This window comes from Bacillus sp. 123MFChir2, from assembly GCF_000383235.1.
Classification (GTDB): Bacteria; Bacillota; Bacilli; order Bacillales; family Bacillaceae_G; genus Bacillus_A.
This window is the reverse complement of record NZ_KB910926.1, coordinates 31,987-46,699: the sequence shown is the minus strand read 5'-3', so window position 1 is coordinate 46,699 and position 14,713 is coordinate 31,987. Positions and strand designations below refer to the sequence as shown.

The window sequence follows — 14,713 nt, the reverse complement described above, 5'->3', positions numbered from 1 at the left end:
TTCCTCTCATTCGGAACATTTTATAACCAGCTTATGCCCCTTTAAAACTTAATACCTATCCTAAAATAATTGTTAGTAACTACTTCTAAGTTTTGTCCATCCTAAGAATACTTTTCTATAGAATTCTTCTTAGCTATACAGTCAATGAGAGACTAATAGTTTTTTTGAACACCCACGCCAAAATACCTTTGTAAGGATGAATCTTCTTATTTCTTATTTACTTTTTAATTAGGTCTGATACGTATTCTTTTTGTTCCTCAAGAACACTATTTTTTTCAATTGTATATCTTGGTCGCCCTTTTGTTTCTTTGAAAATTTTCCCTATATATTCACCAATAATTCCAATTGCCAACAACTGTACTCCTCCAACAATCCAAATGGATAGCATCAATGAGGTCCAGCCACTAGTCGTATATGAAAAAACTTTTGCAAATAATGCATAAAGAGCAATTCCTATCCCGATAAGCACCATCAAAAATCCTAAATATGAAACGAACCTTATTGGTGCAACGCTAAATGAAGTAAGTCCATCAAAAGCGAAAGCAATCATTTTCTTTAATGGATACTTTGATTCGCCAGCAAATCTTTCTTTGCGGTCATAATAAACATTAGTAGATTTAAAGCCTAATAAAGGTACGATTCCGCGAATAAATAAGTTTTCTTCTTGATATTTTATAAATTCGTCCAACGCTCTTTTGCTCATTAAACGATAATCTGCATGATTGGGTACTAACTTAACGCCCATTTTTCCCATGAGGCCGTAAAACCATAAAGCAGTGTTTCTTTTAAATTTGGTATCCGTGTCTCTCTTATCTCGAACTCCATATACAATCTCATAACCTTCTTGATATTTATCGATAAACTGATAGATAACGTTAACATCATCTTGAAGGTCTGCATCTATTGAGACAACACAATCTGAAAAATCCCTTGCTGATTCTAAACCAGCAATTAATGCTCCTTGATGTCCAAAATTCCGACTTAATTTTAACCCTTGGACATACGGATTGGTTACTGTCTTTTCTTCAATTATGCCCCAAGTGTTATCAGAGCTTCCATCGTCTACATAGAAAATAATACTTTCATCACTTATTTTATTATTAACAACTAAATCATCCATAACTCTCGTTAGTTCTTTTGTTGTTTCCTCTAGTGTAGCTTCTTCATTGTAGCAGGGAACAACAATCGTCAATAAGGGTACATTGCGCGCCATTTTTCCACTCCTTAATTTTAAAAAACTCTACTTTCGTATATTTCGAAAATTCAGTTTACCAAACACCCCTATAATTTTAACATATATAACTATAAAAAGTAATAATATCCATTTTTTCGATTATAATTCTTATGAATAACTTCTTCAATGTCATTAACCATTCAGAGATTTTCATATCACTTGTATAAATAGAATATAGATATAACGTTGAATATATAAATACAAGTTGACCTTTTAACATCTAAGTCGCTGCCATGCAGAACAAAACATGGTCGCTACTTGTTGTCTATCTTTGTTTTAAACTTTGCACATGGCAGAAAAAGGGACCGACCGCCTCTATGCATGGCCAGTTGCTCTCGTCCCCTCCCCTAAAAAATTGGTTTTTATGTCATTTTTTCAATTTGTATTTATATATTCTTGTTCTTCTTCGTGTTGACTAGAGTATAGGCAATAAACAGTTAAGGAGGAAAAGTGAATAAACCATGCGTATCCTTATACTTGAGGGATGATGACAATGTTGTTGAGTCAAAAATATGAAATCTTTCCAACAGAAGCACAAAAAAGACCACCTCTCAATTGCAAGAGCTAGTCATAATTTTGATCCATTTAATCTAGTTGATTACAAAAAATGCCTGTCACTGCCCGGAATACCGAAAGTTCGATCAATTACCAGGAGTACAGGCATTTTATTTAACTATTTAATATGCATAGGAATTAATGTTTGTCCAAATACCTACACTCTTAATTTCTTTATACTCAGGCTTCCACATAGCATCTTCAATAGCATTCTCAACATCTTGAATATCTACTCTTGCAATTCCTTCGTGTATTGCAGCATGAGCTACTTCAATGGCCACATATTTTGAGACTTCATGAAGCTTTTCAATGGATGGCAGCAGGGATGCGCCTGATGTGCTGATATCTGACATTTTGGCAACTGCATTTGCTGCTGCTGCGAACATTCCTTTTGAGATGATTTCAGCTTTTGCAACAATTGCTCCAAGTCCAAGCCCTGGGAACACAAATGCGTTGTTTGACTGCCCGATTTCATAGGTAACACCTTTGTATTTTACATCGGCAAATGGGCTGCCAGTCGCAATTAACGCCTTTCCATCTGTCCATTTGATTAGGTTTTCTGGCACTGCTTCAGCTAGTGCAGTCGGGTTGGACATTGGCATAATGATTGGACGTTCAACGTGCTTGGCCATCTCTTTTATAATATCCTCAGTGAAGGCACCGGCTTGTCCGGAAGTACCAATTAGGATGGTTGGCTTCACCCTTTGAACTACTTCCATTAATGAAATGATCCCTTCCTCATTCTTACCCCAGTCCTTAACTTCATCCACCTGTCTTGTATAAGGCTTCTGAAAGTTCAGAACATCTGGTGTTTCATCTGTTAGTAGACCCCGATAGTCAACAGCCCAAAAACGATCATAGGCTTCTTCTCTAGTCAACCCTTCTAAAACCATGGCATCTGTCATTTGGTCTGCGTTACCAATGCCGGCAGCCCCTGGTCCAAAGACAACAATGCGCTGATCCTTTAGGGATTCTCCTGTTACTTTCAAAGCAGACATAATAGCAGCAAGAGTAACAGCACCTGTTCCCTGGATGTCATCATTGAAGGTAAGGATTTTGTCACCGCATTTGTCCAAGATTTTTCGCGCATTGACGTTGCCAAGGTCCTCCCAGTGAAGAAGAACCTCTGGGAAGAACTTTCTTGCAGTCTGAATGAATAAATCAATGAATTGATCATAACGCTCACCGCGGACACGTGCGAATTTGTTGCCGATATACATAGGGTCTGCAATCAAAGTCTGATTGTTCGTGCCAACATCCAACACAACTGGCAGAACACGGCTCGGATCAATCCCAGCTGCAGCTGTGTACACGGCAAGTTTACCAATCGCAATATTAATACCGCCTATCCCTTGGTCCCCAATACCAAGAATGCTTTCAGAGTCGGTAACGACGATTAAATCAATACCATTTTTGGGCTTTCCTAAATTATAAAATGCCTTTTCAATGCCCTCAAGATCATCAATGGAAAGATATAAGCCACCTGGACGACGATAGCTATGGGAGTATGACTGAATTGCATCACCGACAGTAGGAGTGTAGATGATAGGGAGCATTTCTGCCAGGTGTTCTTTCAAAAGACGATAAAACAAGACAACATTGCGGTTATATAAATCATAAAGCAACCCGTTTTTGAACAGATTCGTCGTCTGCATCGAATATTGTTCATAGATCCTACTAACTTGTTCATCAAGGGTGAGTACTTGTGGAGGTAACAGACCTTCAAGTCCAAGGTCTTCCCTCTCCTCCTTCGTAAAAGCTGTTCCTTTATTCAAAAAAGGATTGGAGAGAACTTCTTTTCCTTTTATTGTAGTAATAATAACATTCTCAGGTACATTCATGGTGTTTCCTTCCTCCTATCTTAAAATAGCTATTCTGACAATACCTCAACTATGTTAATAAATTTATCCTTATCCCACTAGTTTTTTATCTTAATGACCTTTTTTGTAACTAAACAAAGTAGACAGTGAAACCGCTGACTGCTTTTTCTTTGTTTCATTTTCAAATTGGCTTAAAAGCTTCAGCAGCATGATGAATAGGATAACAGTAGATTTTTACTTTATTGTCATGCTGCCCCTGCAATTGGTTTTTTAGCTTTTTTCTTTTCGGACATTTTAAATGCATAACTAACAATAATCGGACAGACTACTGCAGATATTACACATGCTGCTGCAACTTGTGCAGTGGCGGATGGTGCTATTGCAGCTAAGGTTGGATCTGCTGCAGCAACAACAGCTGGTGTAGCTACAGCATTTCCGGCAGTTGAACCTGTTGCTAAACCAACGATAGGATTTTCTTTAAATAACTTCAAAAGTACGTAAGCCCCAATTCCAGTGAATGCAGCTACTAATCCTAGTAATATGCCAGGACCTCCCGCTTTTATAATAGTTGTAAGGTTCATTCCTGCACCTAATGGGAATGAGAAGAATGGAATTAATAATAATTTACTGCTTCCAAGGAACTTTCTCATATCAGAATCAATATTTCCTAAAATCATTCCTATTACTATTGGAATTAATACTCCTACAAGTGTGTGAAGAGGAATTGTAGCAAGGCCGGATGCACCTAATGCAACTAATGTGAAAAACGGACCATCTTTTAAAGAAAATACAGCATATGCGCCTACATCAGTTTCGTCACCATACGATGAAGCAAGAGATGCATACAATCCACCATTAGCATTTAGTAACGCCGCAAGGATGGCTAATGGTGATAATCCTAGTACTCCGGCAGGCCCAAAAATCATTGCTACAGTTAAACCTATACCGGCACCGATTATAAATTTTCCTGTTAATAATATTGCACCTTTTTTTATTGCCTTTGGTGCTAATTTGAAATTAATTTGTGAACCAATTAAAAACATAAAACATGCCAAAATGGTAGATGATGCTTCTTTACTGAATAATGCCGTTGTAAAACCTCCAATTTTTAAAAATTGCGGAAAAAATGTATTCGTTAATACTCCTAAAAAAAGTGGAACAACCATCATACCACCTGGGATTTTATCAAGCGTTTTCTTAATTGGAATTTGCACTTTTAACCCTCCTAAAGTAGTTTTTATAATCTCGAAAGGAATCCGTTATTTTCCCAGTAATTTAAGAAATCGATTCCAATTTTCTTGCACCTTGTACTACGTTTTAATCTCTCTTTGTTTTGTTACATGTCTATCATATCCACAAAGAAAGCGTTTTCGTAGTTTATGAAAGTTTAATAATCCTTTTTGTAAATAAAAAAAGTAAGCAGTTTCAAAAACTGCTTACAAAAAGTTTTTTATTAGATGTTCCTTATATTGGTTATATTCATGCTGATATACAGGCCGTCCGATTGTTCCATAGATGACTTTGACTTCAAGTATTCCTAAGTCCTTTAGAAAGTTAAGGTACTTTCTTGCTGAAACCTTTGAAATGCCTATAACATTAGCTACTTCATCAGTGGAAAAGGGCCCCTGTTTCAACTCTTGAACCGCATCCCATATCTGCTTTAAAGTATCCTTGGTTAATCCCTTTGGGAGTTCCTCTGCGATTACTGCTTCTTCTCTGTGCAAAAGTAAGTAATCTAGCTCCTGCTGACTTACCGAATCCTGTTTATCAATTAACCGAGTTTGCTCAAGGTAGGCAACAAGCGCAGCATTAAACCGATCAAACTCAAAAGGTTTAATTAAATAGTCGACAACACCATACCTTAATGCCCTCTTAATTCGTTCAAGATCTGAGGCCGCTGAAATAATGATGACATCACTTTCAAAATCATTTTTCCGAAGGTACGATAACAGCTCCAGACCCTGTTTTCCAGGCATAAAAATATCCAGAAGAATGAGCTGAATATCATGTTTCCCTAAAAGTTGAATGGCTTCAGCAACTGAATTGACTATTGCAACTAAACGGAACCCGGCAATCTTAGAAAGGTACTGCTTATTAATTTCTGCTACCATCGGGTCATCTTCAACAATCATTACATTAATCATTTTCATACATCCTCTGCTTTATAAGGTATATATACAGCAAAATCCGTTCCCTTTCCAGGCTTGGACGAAATAATTAGGTCCCCCTCCAGTCTTTCAATTGCCTGTGCCAACAAGTATAATCCAAACCCACGGTGATTTCCTTTCGTTGAAAAACCTTTATTCAATATTTTGTTTTGGAATGAATTCGTCATTCCCACTCCTGTGTCTTTAACCTCTATTGTTAAAATATCCTCTGCGTAATCTAGTATAAGGTCGACTTTTTTGTTTGGACTGTCTACAATTGCCTCCATTGCATTATCGACAAGATTTCCAATTATCGTTATTAAATCATGTGTAATTTCCGAGTTGGCAGGCTTGGGAAGTGTATTTGCGCTATCAAATGAAAGTAAGGCCCCTGATTCTCTTGCAAAGCTTAGCTTGCCAATCAAAAACCCGGCAAGAACCGGATCTTGGACTTGTTTCGTTACAAAGCCCACTTCCGTTTCACGGTGGTTAACGACTTCACTCACATAGCTAGCAAGTGTATCGTATTGCTCAGTATGAACTAGACCAAGAATGACATGAAGTTTATTCATGAATTCATGAGTCTGAGCACGAAGAGCTTCCGCATAATTGCGTACACCTGTAAGCTGTTCAGCCAAAACTTGAACCTCGGTTTTATCACGGAATGTTGCGATTGCTCCCACTGGCTGATTTTGCACAATCACTGGTACCCTGTTTACTAAAATGGTGACCCCATGCAGGTTCTGTTCTTGGTCGAGCTCTGTCTCGCCCGATTTGATAATGCGACTTAACCGGGTTTCTGGCAAATAATCTTCAATGTTCTTCCCTATAGGATTCTCTCCAAGTCCGGCCTTTTTAAAAAGCTTACTGGCTGCCCTGTTTACAAGTGTGATATTCCCTACTTGGTCGATGGCTATGATTCCCTCACGCACAGACTGTAGCATGGAACTACGTTCTTCAAGCAGCTTAGCAATAACAATCGGCTCGAGCCCTAAAAGAGTTTTTTTGATATATCTTGCTAGGCACACTGCACCGATTACACCTATTAGGATTCCGATTAACGTCCCTATAACGATCGCCATTCGCCCTTTCTGTACCGCCTTTGTAACGCTCTCTAAAGTAATTCCTACAGCAACCGCTCCCACTTGTTTTCCCTGTGAATTTTTTATTGGAGTAAATGCCCGCATGGATTGGCCGAGAGTCCCCTTTGAAATGGACACATACTCTTTTCCTTTAAGAACTGGCCCTTCATCTTCTCCCATGAAGGGCTTTCCAACCAATTCGGGGTCTGGATGAGATTGACGGATTCCTTTCATGTCCATAACAACAACGAAGTTGACATTAATCTTTTCTTTAATTTGATTACTAAAAACTTGGACATTTTTCTGGTTTGCTTTCCCTTCAAGGGCTTCAATCACTTGCGGACTAAGGGCTACCATCTTTGCAACATTGAGAGCCTTCTCTTTCTCTGCTTCTTCCACACTGGAAGTAATTCTCTTGCTTATTATTAAATCAGTTATTCCAAGTGATAATACGACGACAATGCAAACAAATATAATAATAATGGCTTGTAAACTAAGTTTGCCCTTCTTCATAATCTCCTCCAGGTATTATCAAAATTATAGTATGTATAAGACTTATCCAAAAAGTTACAAAAGGCCGCTAAGCTCATAAAAAAGCTGTAAGCAGCCTTTATCAATAATCACCGAATTAGCAAAATGGCACTTGCTATAATTAAGGTCAGAACCATTGCATTTTTTAAAATTGACAGTTGAATATCCTCCGCTCTTAATAAAGTGAAACTTCCATCACCAATCGGGCTTTTACGGGCAGTTGTCCCCACCTATCTTCTTTAGAAAAGCGGAAGCGGCTCGCTCAGAATCGCAGGACGCCCACGCCCCTGAACACACTTTCACTTCATAAAAAGAAATTTATCCAGTTATATTGTAGTACTTGAAAATGGTAGGACACCTTTTGTAATTAAAAAAAGTATTTGAGCCAGGAAATAAAACAGGTCTTCAAAAGCAAGGAATAGCTAAAAAAAAAGACAATACCCCTAAACCGGAAGGATATTGCCATCATAGGTATGATATATATTTAACTTTATTACAAACTCATTATTAGCCTAGATAAAAATAAAAAACCTCATTTACTTATGGTACGGTTCATTACGATTTATCCGAAACGCCCTATACACCTGCTCTAACAGTACTAAACGCATCAACTGATGAGGCAAAGTCATTTTCGAGAACGACAATGATTCGTTGGAGCGCTTCATCACCTCTTTACTTAGTCCAAGCGATCCACCAATAACAAATGCCACTTTGCTCTTTCCATATGTAGCAAGACGATCTAAGTTTGCAGCGAATTCTTCTGATGATTTTTGTTTTCCTTCAATTGCTAATGCAATGACATGCATATCATCAGAAATTCTATCTAAAATACGAACCCCTTCTTTTTCTTTTACCATTTGCATTTCTGCTTCACTTAAATTTTCTGGTGCCTTTTCATCTGGTAATTCAACAACTTCCACTTTCGCGTAAGAAGATAATCGTTTTAAGTATTCTTCAATACCCTGTTTTAAATATTTTTCTTTTAACTTTCCGATTGATACAATTAAGATATTCACATATACTCCCCACCTTACAAACACGTTATCCACAGAAGTTATCCACATATCCACATATATCATCCACATATTGTGTGGGAATCTGTGTTCGACACAACATATATCGCCTTATTTTGACAAAATTCACATGTTTTTTTCTCTTCTTCTTCGTTATCCACATTGTGGATAACTGGAGCTACTTCACATTCATCCACAATGATATCCAGCGCTAACTCTACATGTTCTAAACAACAAGGTAACTTCATAATTTCACCTCACTTATCCACAACAGAAAACAGGAGGGGGCTGCCTCCTGCTTTAATACTGCTGACTGCCTAATTTTACAGTTGTTGTTACTCGTTTTGTCCCACGATAATATGTAATCGTCATTTTATCGTCAATTTTCTTATTATATAAGACTTTTCGGAATGCAATAATATCCTGAACTGTTTTTCCATCAACTGCTATAATGACATCATATTCATGTAAACCTGCATCGCTACCTGGTGATGGACTTTTCACATCTAAAATACATACACCTTCCGTTACATTGGCTGGTAGATGCAATGTTTTCTCCCAATAATAAGTAGGAATTTCATTTAAAGATCTAAGTTCAACTCCAACATAAGGGCGTCTTACTTTCCCATACTTTTCGAGCTCATTCATCACAGGGACAGCTCTTGCGACAGGAATTGCAAGTCCAATTCCCTCAACCTCTTTTGCAGCAATTTTCATGGAGTTGATGCCAATAAGTTGTCCTGCTTCATTTACAAGAGCTCCTCCACTATTACCAGGGTTAATAGCAGCATCTGTCTGCAATACTTCTACTTGCCAATCATAATGTCCATCTTGATCTAAATCAACCGGTACAATACGTTCATTTGCTGAGATAATCCCTTGCGTTACAGTACCTGAAAATTGTAAACCAAGCGGATTTCCAATTGCAAGTGCAGCTTCACCACGTTTTACTTTCGTAGAATCACCAAGTTCAATGACCTTTTTCGCATATTTTTCTTCAATTTGTACGACAGCTAAATCTGTCACCACATCGGTTCCTAAAATCTTTCCAGGAACTTTTTTTCCATCGCTCAAACTTACTTCAATGCGATTTGCTCCTGCTACAACATGATTATTCGTTACAATATATGCGTTTCCTTTTTCCTTCTTATAAATTACACCAGATCCTGTTCCTGCTTCTGAATCTGCCTCTGAAAAATTATCACGCTGAATATTAATAATACCAACCACTGCTTCTGAAGCGTGGTCAACAGCTTTAACAAAGCCATCTCCTGTATTCACAACTTGAGGAGTAGACTGTGCTATATACTGTTTCTCTTCACTTGCTTCTGTTTCTCTTATCGTAGTCCAACCTAATTTTGAAAACGTAGGAATAGCAAAAGCAAATAATGTAGCACCAATGACAGTTCCGGCTACAACAGAAATAAGAATATGTTTATGCTTTTGTTTTCTTTTTCGTTTCATCTGAACATCTTCTTCATCAATAAAGGACATTTATGCTCACCTAGCCTTCCGAAAGCATTTAGATTCCCCTTTATTATTTACCAAAATGAAGAATTATACGTATTGAATTTTAGTTGGCGTTTTCGGATCAGTATCGTGCAATTGGAACGCTTCTCCTACAGCAAGTCCTTTTTCTTCAAGTACTTGCGCAACAGACATACGAGCAAGTTCTTTCATATTGTTATCTAAACTAAGATGAGCCAAATATATATGATTTGTTTCGTCTGTAATTACATCAGTCATTGCTAGAGCTGCATCTTCATTACAAACATGCCCTACATCACTTAAAATTCTTCGTTTAACACTCCATGGATAACGTCCCATTCGGAGCATTTCAACGTCGTGATTACTTTCAAACACAAAAGCGTTGGCTCCCTTAATAACGCCTTTCATTCGGTCACTAACATACCCCGTATCTGTAATAAGTGCTAACTTTCTTCCATTATGATGAAACGCATAAAACATTGGCTCCGCAGCATCATGTGAAACGCCAAATGATTCCACTTCAATATCTCCAAATGTTTTCACTTCTCCAATCGAGAAAACAAACTTTTGGTCCGTTGGAATATTGCCAACTAAATGTTCCATCGCATTCCATGTTTTCTCATTTGCATAAATGGGTAAATGATACTTACGGGCTAACACACCTAGCCCTTTAATATGATCACTATGTTCATGTGTGACAAGAATACCAGATATACTATTTATATCTAATTCGACCTGTTGAAACAACGCTTCCATTGCTTTCCCACTCAATCCCGCGTCTACTAATAATTTTTCACGTTCTGTCCCTACATAAAGCGCATTCCCCGTACTGCCGCTTGCGAGTACACTAAAATGCAAACTCATTTAGCCTCACTCCATTGCTCAATTTCCTTGTTGTCCTTACCTAATTGAATAATTTGTCCTTCTACTGCATTTACAAAGTAGTCCATTTTGTCTGTATACAAATTCCAGGTTGGAACAAGAACTTGTACATTTGAGGAAGAAGGAGCTACCACGGTTGCATATCCTAATTTTGCTCCCTTTATATGAATTCCTTGTTTCAATCCAGTTTTTGTATACAACGTTTCTAATGCATTTCGAGCAGAAATAATATCCAACTCTTTATTTCGATCTCCCATCTCTTTAAATTCATACAGCATCGTTTGTGTATACGACACAATTTCCTTCTTTTCATTTAGTTCCACAACAATCATCCCATGTTGATTATAAAAAAGAGGTTTATCCTTATATTTTTGAAAAAAATACACTTTTGATCCTTCTGCTTTTCCTGCAGCACTATACTTTTGTCCATCAATTACATAAGAACGCAAAAATTCACTATAGTTATCACTTGTCGTTGCCTTTGCATTCCAAAATGGTTCTTTAAGCTTACTTACAAGTGTATTTGATTCTTGTAAAGACGCTGTTTGATTTTTTAAAGAATGTATATCTTCATCAGAAAAAACTCTATTTTTCGCCATAATATACGTATCTTTCGTCAACTCTTTTGGTAAATCCTCAAATGTAACTTTATCTGCCTTCATTTGGTCTTCAATATTCGTTTCCGTCATATAATCAAGTTGATTACTATCTTGTTTTTGTACAAACTGGAAGATAAGGAAGAGATCTAAAATGAAAAAGGTAACAATAAAAATTGTTTTAATCCTATTCCAATCCAATGAGCTCTCCCCCCTTCTCTTCGCACCACTCTTGAACTTTATCTTCCTCACCGTATACAACATACCAAATAGGTTTTAAATTTACTGCAGCAATATTTTTACCATCTGTCCCTGACTCTGGTGTAAGCTTGTATCCCAATCGAATATCTTGAATTAATTTCATATCCACATTTCCATTTTTCTCCAAAGATTGCATAACGGTCTTACCATCTGCAAGAGAGATTTTTTGATCATCACCATATTTCCATGATAACTTAAACAATGGACGCTTATAGGAAATTAATTCTTCCGTTCCCCACACTTCTTCTAATGTTGCCATGCCATTTTCGTTAAATACAGGTAAGCTATCAACATATAAACGATACGTTGTTTGTCTTTTTCTAGAGTTCATATATTCAAAACGATAAGAATCTGTTAAACCACCATGACCATTAATAAAATCAAAACTACGTTGAACAAGCGCATTTCCAGATATATTTGCTTGTTCTAATACAGCTGAATTTGTGTACTGTAACATTTTCTTTTTCTTCGCCACTTGCATAAGGCGAATTCCATCTGTATATGTGTTTTCACGTTCATCAGATATTTTTTTTACATAACGAGGATCTGTAAATAATGCATTTATAAATATATCCTCGGATATATCACTTACTAAATACCCCATACTCTGCATATCCGTTTTCGTATCTGGTAAAAATATCTCTCTCGTCTCACTTAATGTGTATTGAGAGTAGTCCCTCGCACTAGCTGCAAATTGATCACGTGCCGTTTCAAGATCTCGAAGCATAACTCCTTTTAATACCATATGATATACCTTGTGATTTTCATATGAAATGAAATATACAGGAATATTACCATCCCGACTTTTTTGTAAATCAATCATTATACGATTAAAGCCATATGACTCTGGAATTTTTTCTTTAATGGAAAAAACGCCTCTCATAGAATCCAATGGTATATGTGTAGGAAAAATCATTTCAATCTTGTTTTTACCACGAACAAAGGAGAAGAATTGCTGTTTTGGGATATCATTTGATATATCTTTAAAATCGGACAATTCTCCTCTTTCAAGTAATTTATATAACGGGTCAATACTATCCATATTTTCGCTTCCAAGATGTGTATTCTCTTTATGAAAAAGAACTAGAGAAGGCAAAATTACATTCGCAAGGCTCTTCTGTTCTCCCTCTGTATTGTCTTGTAAATATTTCGCATTTTGCAATTTACTAGAATCAGGTACATAGGTCCATAAATTAAAAGTAAGAAATACACTAATAACAACCAAGTTAATTAGTAAGACTGATTTTAAGTTCTCAATATTCATTCCCAGTCATCCTCTTCTTCCTTTTCCATTGGAAGCGTAAAATAAATGGTCGTCCCTTTTCCTTCTTCGCTTTTTGCCCAAATCGAACCGCCATGAGCTTGAATCATTTCCTTGGCAATTGCTAGACCTAATCCTGTCCCACCCAATTTGCGTGAACGCGCTTTATCAACGCGATAGAAACGTTCAAAAATCTTATCAACGTTCTCTTTCGGAATTCCCATTCCTTGGTCGCTAATGCTTATTTCTAACATATCTTCTCTTTCCCGTAAACGATATGTGATTGTTCCACCTTCTGGAGAATACTTTAATGCGTTTGAAATGATGTTATAAAGAACTTGTGTAACTTTATCTTCATCTATCTCAATAAAACGTGTTCTCTTAGAAAATGAACGTTTAAAAGATACATTCTGCTCTTTTGACATTTCAAAACGATCAATGATGTTACTAAAGAATTGTGTAAAGTCTACCCATTCTTTCATTAAACGATACTCTGTACTGTCTAATTTTGAAAGTTGTAGCAGCGCATTAACAAGTCGAATCATCCGCTCCGTTTCTTCTTGTGTTACTTGTAAGAACTGCGGTGCAATATTCGGATCTTGCCACGCTCCTTCACCCAATGCCTCTAAATAGCTTCGCATCGTTGTTAATGGTGTACGAAGTTCATGAGAAACGTTTGCCACAAATTCACGGCGTTCCCCCTCAATTCGCTCCTGTTCCGTTACATCATATAATACAGCGATGAAACCATTTACCTTTCCATTATCTTTTTGAATAATAGAAAAGCTCGCTCGTAAAATATACGGCTCATCTCTTGTACTAAAATCTAATATAACAGAGTCTGGTTCTTCATATAAATTATCTAATGTGTACTCTTCCTGTATGCCTAATATTTCTAAAATCGATTGATCTAATGCTGTTTCACGTGAAACGTTAAGCATTTTTTCTGCCGGATCATTTAATAAGATAATATCTCCTTTTCGATCCGTTGCAATTACTCCATCTGTCATATGAGATAATACAGACGAAAGCTTTCTTCTCTCACTCTCTGTAGAAGAACGCGCTTGCTGTAACTTCTTCGATAGATTATTAAATGCCAGAGCTAATTGACCAATTTCGTCATGACCATGTACTTTTACCTTACGAGAGTAATTTCCTTTTGCCATTTCAATGGCTTGCTTTCTCATATCTGAAATTGGTCTTGTAATAGTTTGCGCTAATAAAATACCTAACACAGCTGTTACTAATAATGCGATAACCGTTCCTGTTGCAAAGATTTGATTAATGAGCTTCATTTGTTTATAAACATCTTCCATAGAAGCAACAATATAGATTACACAAGGTTTCTTATTATTTAGTTGAGTTACTTGAATAGGAGTAGCAACAACTTGCACACGATTTCCTGTATTGCGGTCTATTTCCATTTTTTCAACAGGGTTTTTTTGCACCAAGGCTCGTTTTACCAATAAATCCGTTGTTTTTTTTCCGACAATACCTTGATTATATTGATGTGATGTTGCCAATACACGACTACTCTCATCAATGATACGAACCTCTTGAATATCAGCTTTTCGGTCAGAAGCAAAATCTTCTATACTCGTTTTAAGTGCCTCTTCAAGAGTAGGATCTTTTTTATCTCTTTCTTTCGCAAATTCCTGCTTTAAGTTGTAAGCAAGTAAGTTCGTTCGTTGCGTTAATGATTCTTTAAAACTTTTCACAAGATTCTTCTCTAACTCCCGAACGAAATAGACACCAATAATTTGCATTGCCATTAAAATTAATAGCATGTAAATTAATACAAACTTTAAGTGAATAGACTGAAAAAAACCAACTTTCTTCATAT

The 14,713-nt window shown here is 36.8% G+C and carries 12 protein-coding genes; all 12 read right to left on the bottom strand.

The features are described 5' to 3' along the window. Window positions 1-217 precede the first annotated feature (217 nt). A complete protein-coding gene (locus H280_RS0103350) occupies window positions 218-1,213 on the bottom strand; it encodes a glycosyltransferase family 2 protein (protein WP_020059695.1) in 996 nt (331 codons plus the stop codon). A gap of 698 nt (window positions 1,214-1,911) precedes the next feature. Next, on the bottom strand, window positions 1,912-3,630 hold the full coding sequence (locus H280_RS22975) for an NAD-dependent malic enzyme (RefSeq protein ID WP_020059694.1): 1,719 nt from the start codon (window positions 3,628-3,630) through the stop codon (window positions 1,912-1,914). A 224-nt stretch (window positions 3,631-3,854) separates the two neighbouring features. Then, window positions 3,855-4,823: a 2-keto-3-deoxygluconate permease gene (locus H280_RS0103340; RefSeq protein ID WP_020059693.1), complete on the bottom strand. Its 969-nt coding sequence runs from the start codon at window positions 4,821-4,823 to the stop codon at window positions 3,855-3,857. 222 nt (window positions 4,824-5,045) lie between these two features. Then, a complete protein-coding gene (locus H280_RS0103335) occupies window positions 5,046-5,753 on the bottom strand; it encodes a response regulator (RefSeq protein ID WP_020059692.1) in 708 nt (235 codons plus the stop codon). A 2-nt stretch (window positions 5,754-5,755) separates the two neighbouring features. Then, the gene (dcuS, locus tag H280_RS0103330; protein WP_020059691.1) at window positions 5,756-7,351 is read right to left on the bottom strand and encodes a DcuS/MalK family sensor histidine kinase; all 1,596 of its coding nucleotides are present in this window, start codon (window positions 7,349-7,351) and stop codon (window positions 5,756-5,758) included. Between the two features lie 554 nt (window positions 7,352-7,905). Continuing rightward, window positions 7,906-8,385 carry a 23S rRNA (pseudouridine(1915)-N(3))-methyltransferase RlmH gene (gene rlmH, locus H280_RS0103325; RefSeq protein WP_020059690.1) on the bottom strand — a complete coding sequence of 160 codons (480 nt, stop codon included), beginning with the start codon at window positions 8,383-8,385 and terminating at the stop codon, window positions 7,906-7,908. Between the two features lie 59 nt (window positions 8,386-8,444). Beyond that, the gene (locus tag H280_RS0103320) at window positions 8,445-8,630 is read right to left on the bottom strand and encodes a CxxH/CxxC protein (RefSeq protein ID WP_020059689.1); all 186 of its coding nucleotides are present in this window, start codon (window positions 8,628-8,630) and stop codon (window positions 8,445-8,447) included. Window positions 8,631-8,682: 52 nt separating this feature from the next. Next, entirely contained in the window at window positions 8,683-9,876 is a 1,194-nt protein-coding gene (locus H280_RS0103315) for a S1C family serine protease (RefSeq protein WP_020059688.1), read from the bottom strand. Between the two features lie 63 nt (window positions 9,877-9,939). Beyond that, a complete protein-coding gene (locus tag H280_RS0103310) occupies window positions 9,940-10,734 on the bottom strand; it encodes an MBL fold metallo-hydrolase (protein WP_020059687.1) in 795 nt (264 codons plus the stop codon). Then, window positions 10,731-11,549 (bottom strand): two-component system regulatory protein YycI, encoded by an 819-nt coding sequence (locus H280_RS0103305; protein ID WP_020059686.1) that lies wholly within the window; start codon window positions 11,547-11,549, stop codon window positions 10,731-10,733. The genes H280_RS0103310 and H280_RS0103305 overlap by 4 nt, the downstream gene beginning before the upstream one ends. Beyond that, the gene (locus H280_RS0103300; RefSeq protein WP_020059685.1) at window positions 11,536-12,873 is read right to left on the bottom strand and encodes a YycH family regulatory protein; all 1,338 of its coding nucleotides are present in this window, start codon (window positions 12,871-12,873) and stop codon (window positions 11,536-11,538) included. Before H280_RS0103300 ends, H280_RS0103305 begins: the two co-directional genes overlap by 14 nt. Continuing rightward, window positions 12,870-14,711, bottom strand: a complete 1,842-nt coding sequence (walK, locus tag H280_RS0103295; RefSeq protein WP_020059684.1) for a cell wall metabolism sensor histidine kinase WalK — start codon at window positions 14,709-14,711, stop codon at window positions 12,870-12,872. Before walK ends, H280_RS0103300 begins: the two co-directional genes overlap by 4 nt. Window positions 14,712-14,713: the final 2 nt, after the last annotated feature.

Coding starts and splice junctions, on each gene's coding strand:
- H280_RS0103320 (WP_020059689.1), bottom strand. CDS start 8,630: ATGAAGTTACCTTGTTGTTTAGAACATGTAGAGTTAGCGCTGGATATC.
- dcuS (WP_020059691.1), bottom strand. CDS start 7,351: ATGAAGAAGGGCAAACTTAGTTTACAAGCCATTATTATTATATTTGTT.
- H280_RS0103335 (WP_020059692.1), bottom strand. CDS start 5,753: ATGATTAATGTAATGATTGTTGAAGATGACCCGATGGTAGCAGAAATT.
- walK (WP_020059684.1), bottom strand. CDS start 14,711: ATGAAGAAAGTTGGTTTTTTTCAGTCTATTCACTTAAAGTTTGTATTA.
- H280_RS0103310 (WP_020059687.1), bottom strand. CDS start 10,734: ATGAGTTTGCATTTTAGTGTACTCGCAAGCGGCAGTACGGGGAATGCG.
- H280_RS22975 (WP_020059694.1), bottom strand. CDS start 3,630: ATGAATGTACCTGAGAATGTTATTATTACTACAATAAAAGGAAAAGAA.
- H280_RS0103300 (WP_020059685.1), bottom strand. CDS start 12,873: ATGAATATTGAGAACTTAAAATCAGTCTTACTAATTAACTTGGTTGTT.
- H280_RS0103315 (WP_020059688.1), bottom strand. CDS start 9,876: ATGTCCTTTATTGATGAAGAAGATGTTCAGATGAAACGAAAAAGAAAA.
- H280_RS0103350 (WP_020059695.1), bottom strand. CDS start 1,213: ATGGCGCGCAATGTACCCTTATTGACGATTGTTGTTCCCTGCTACAAT.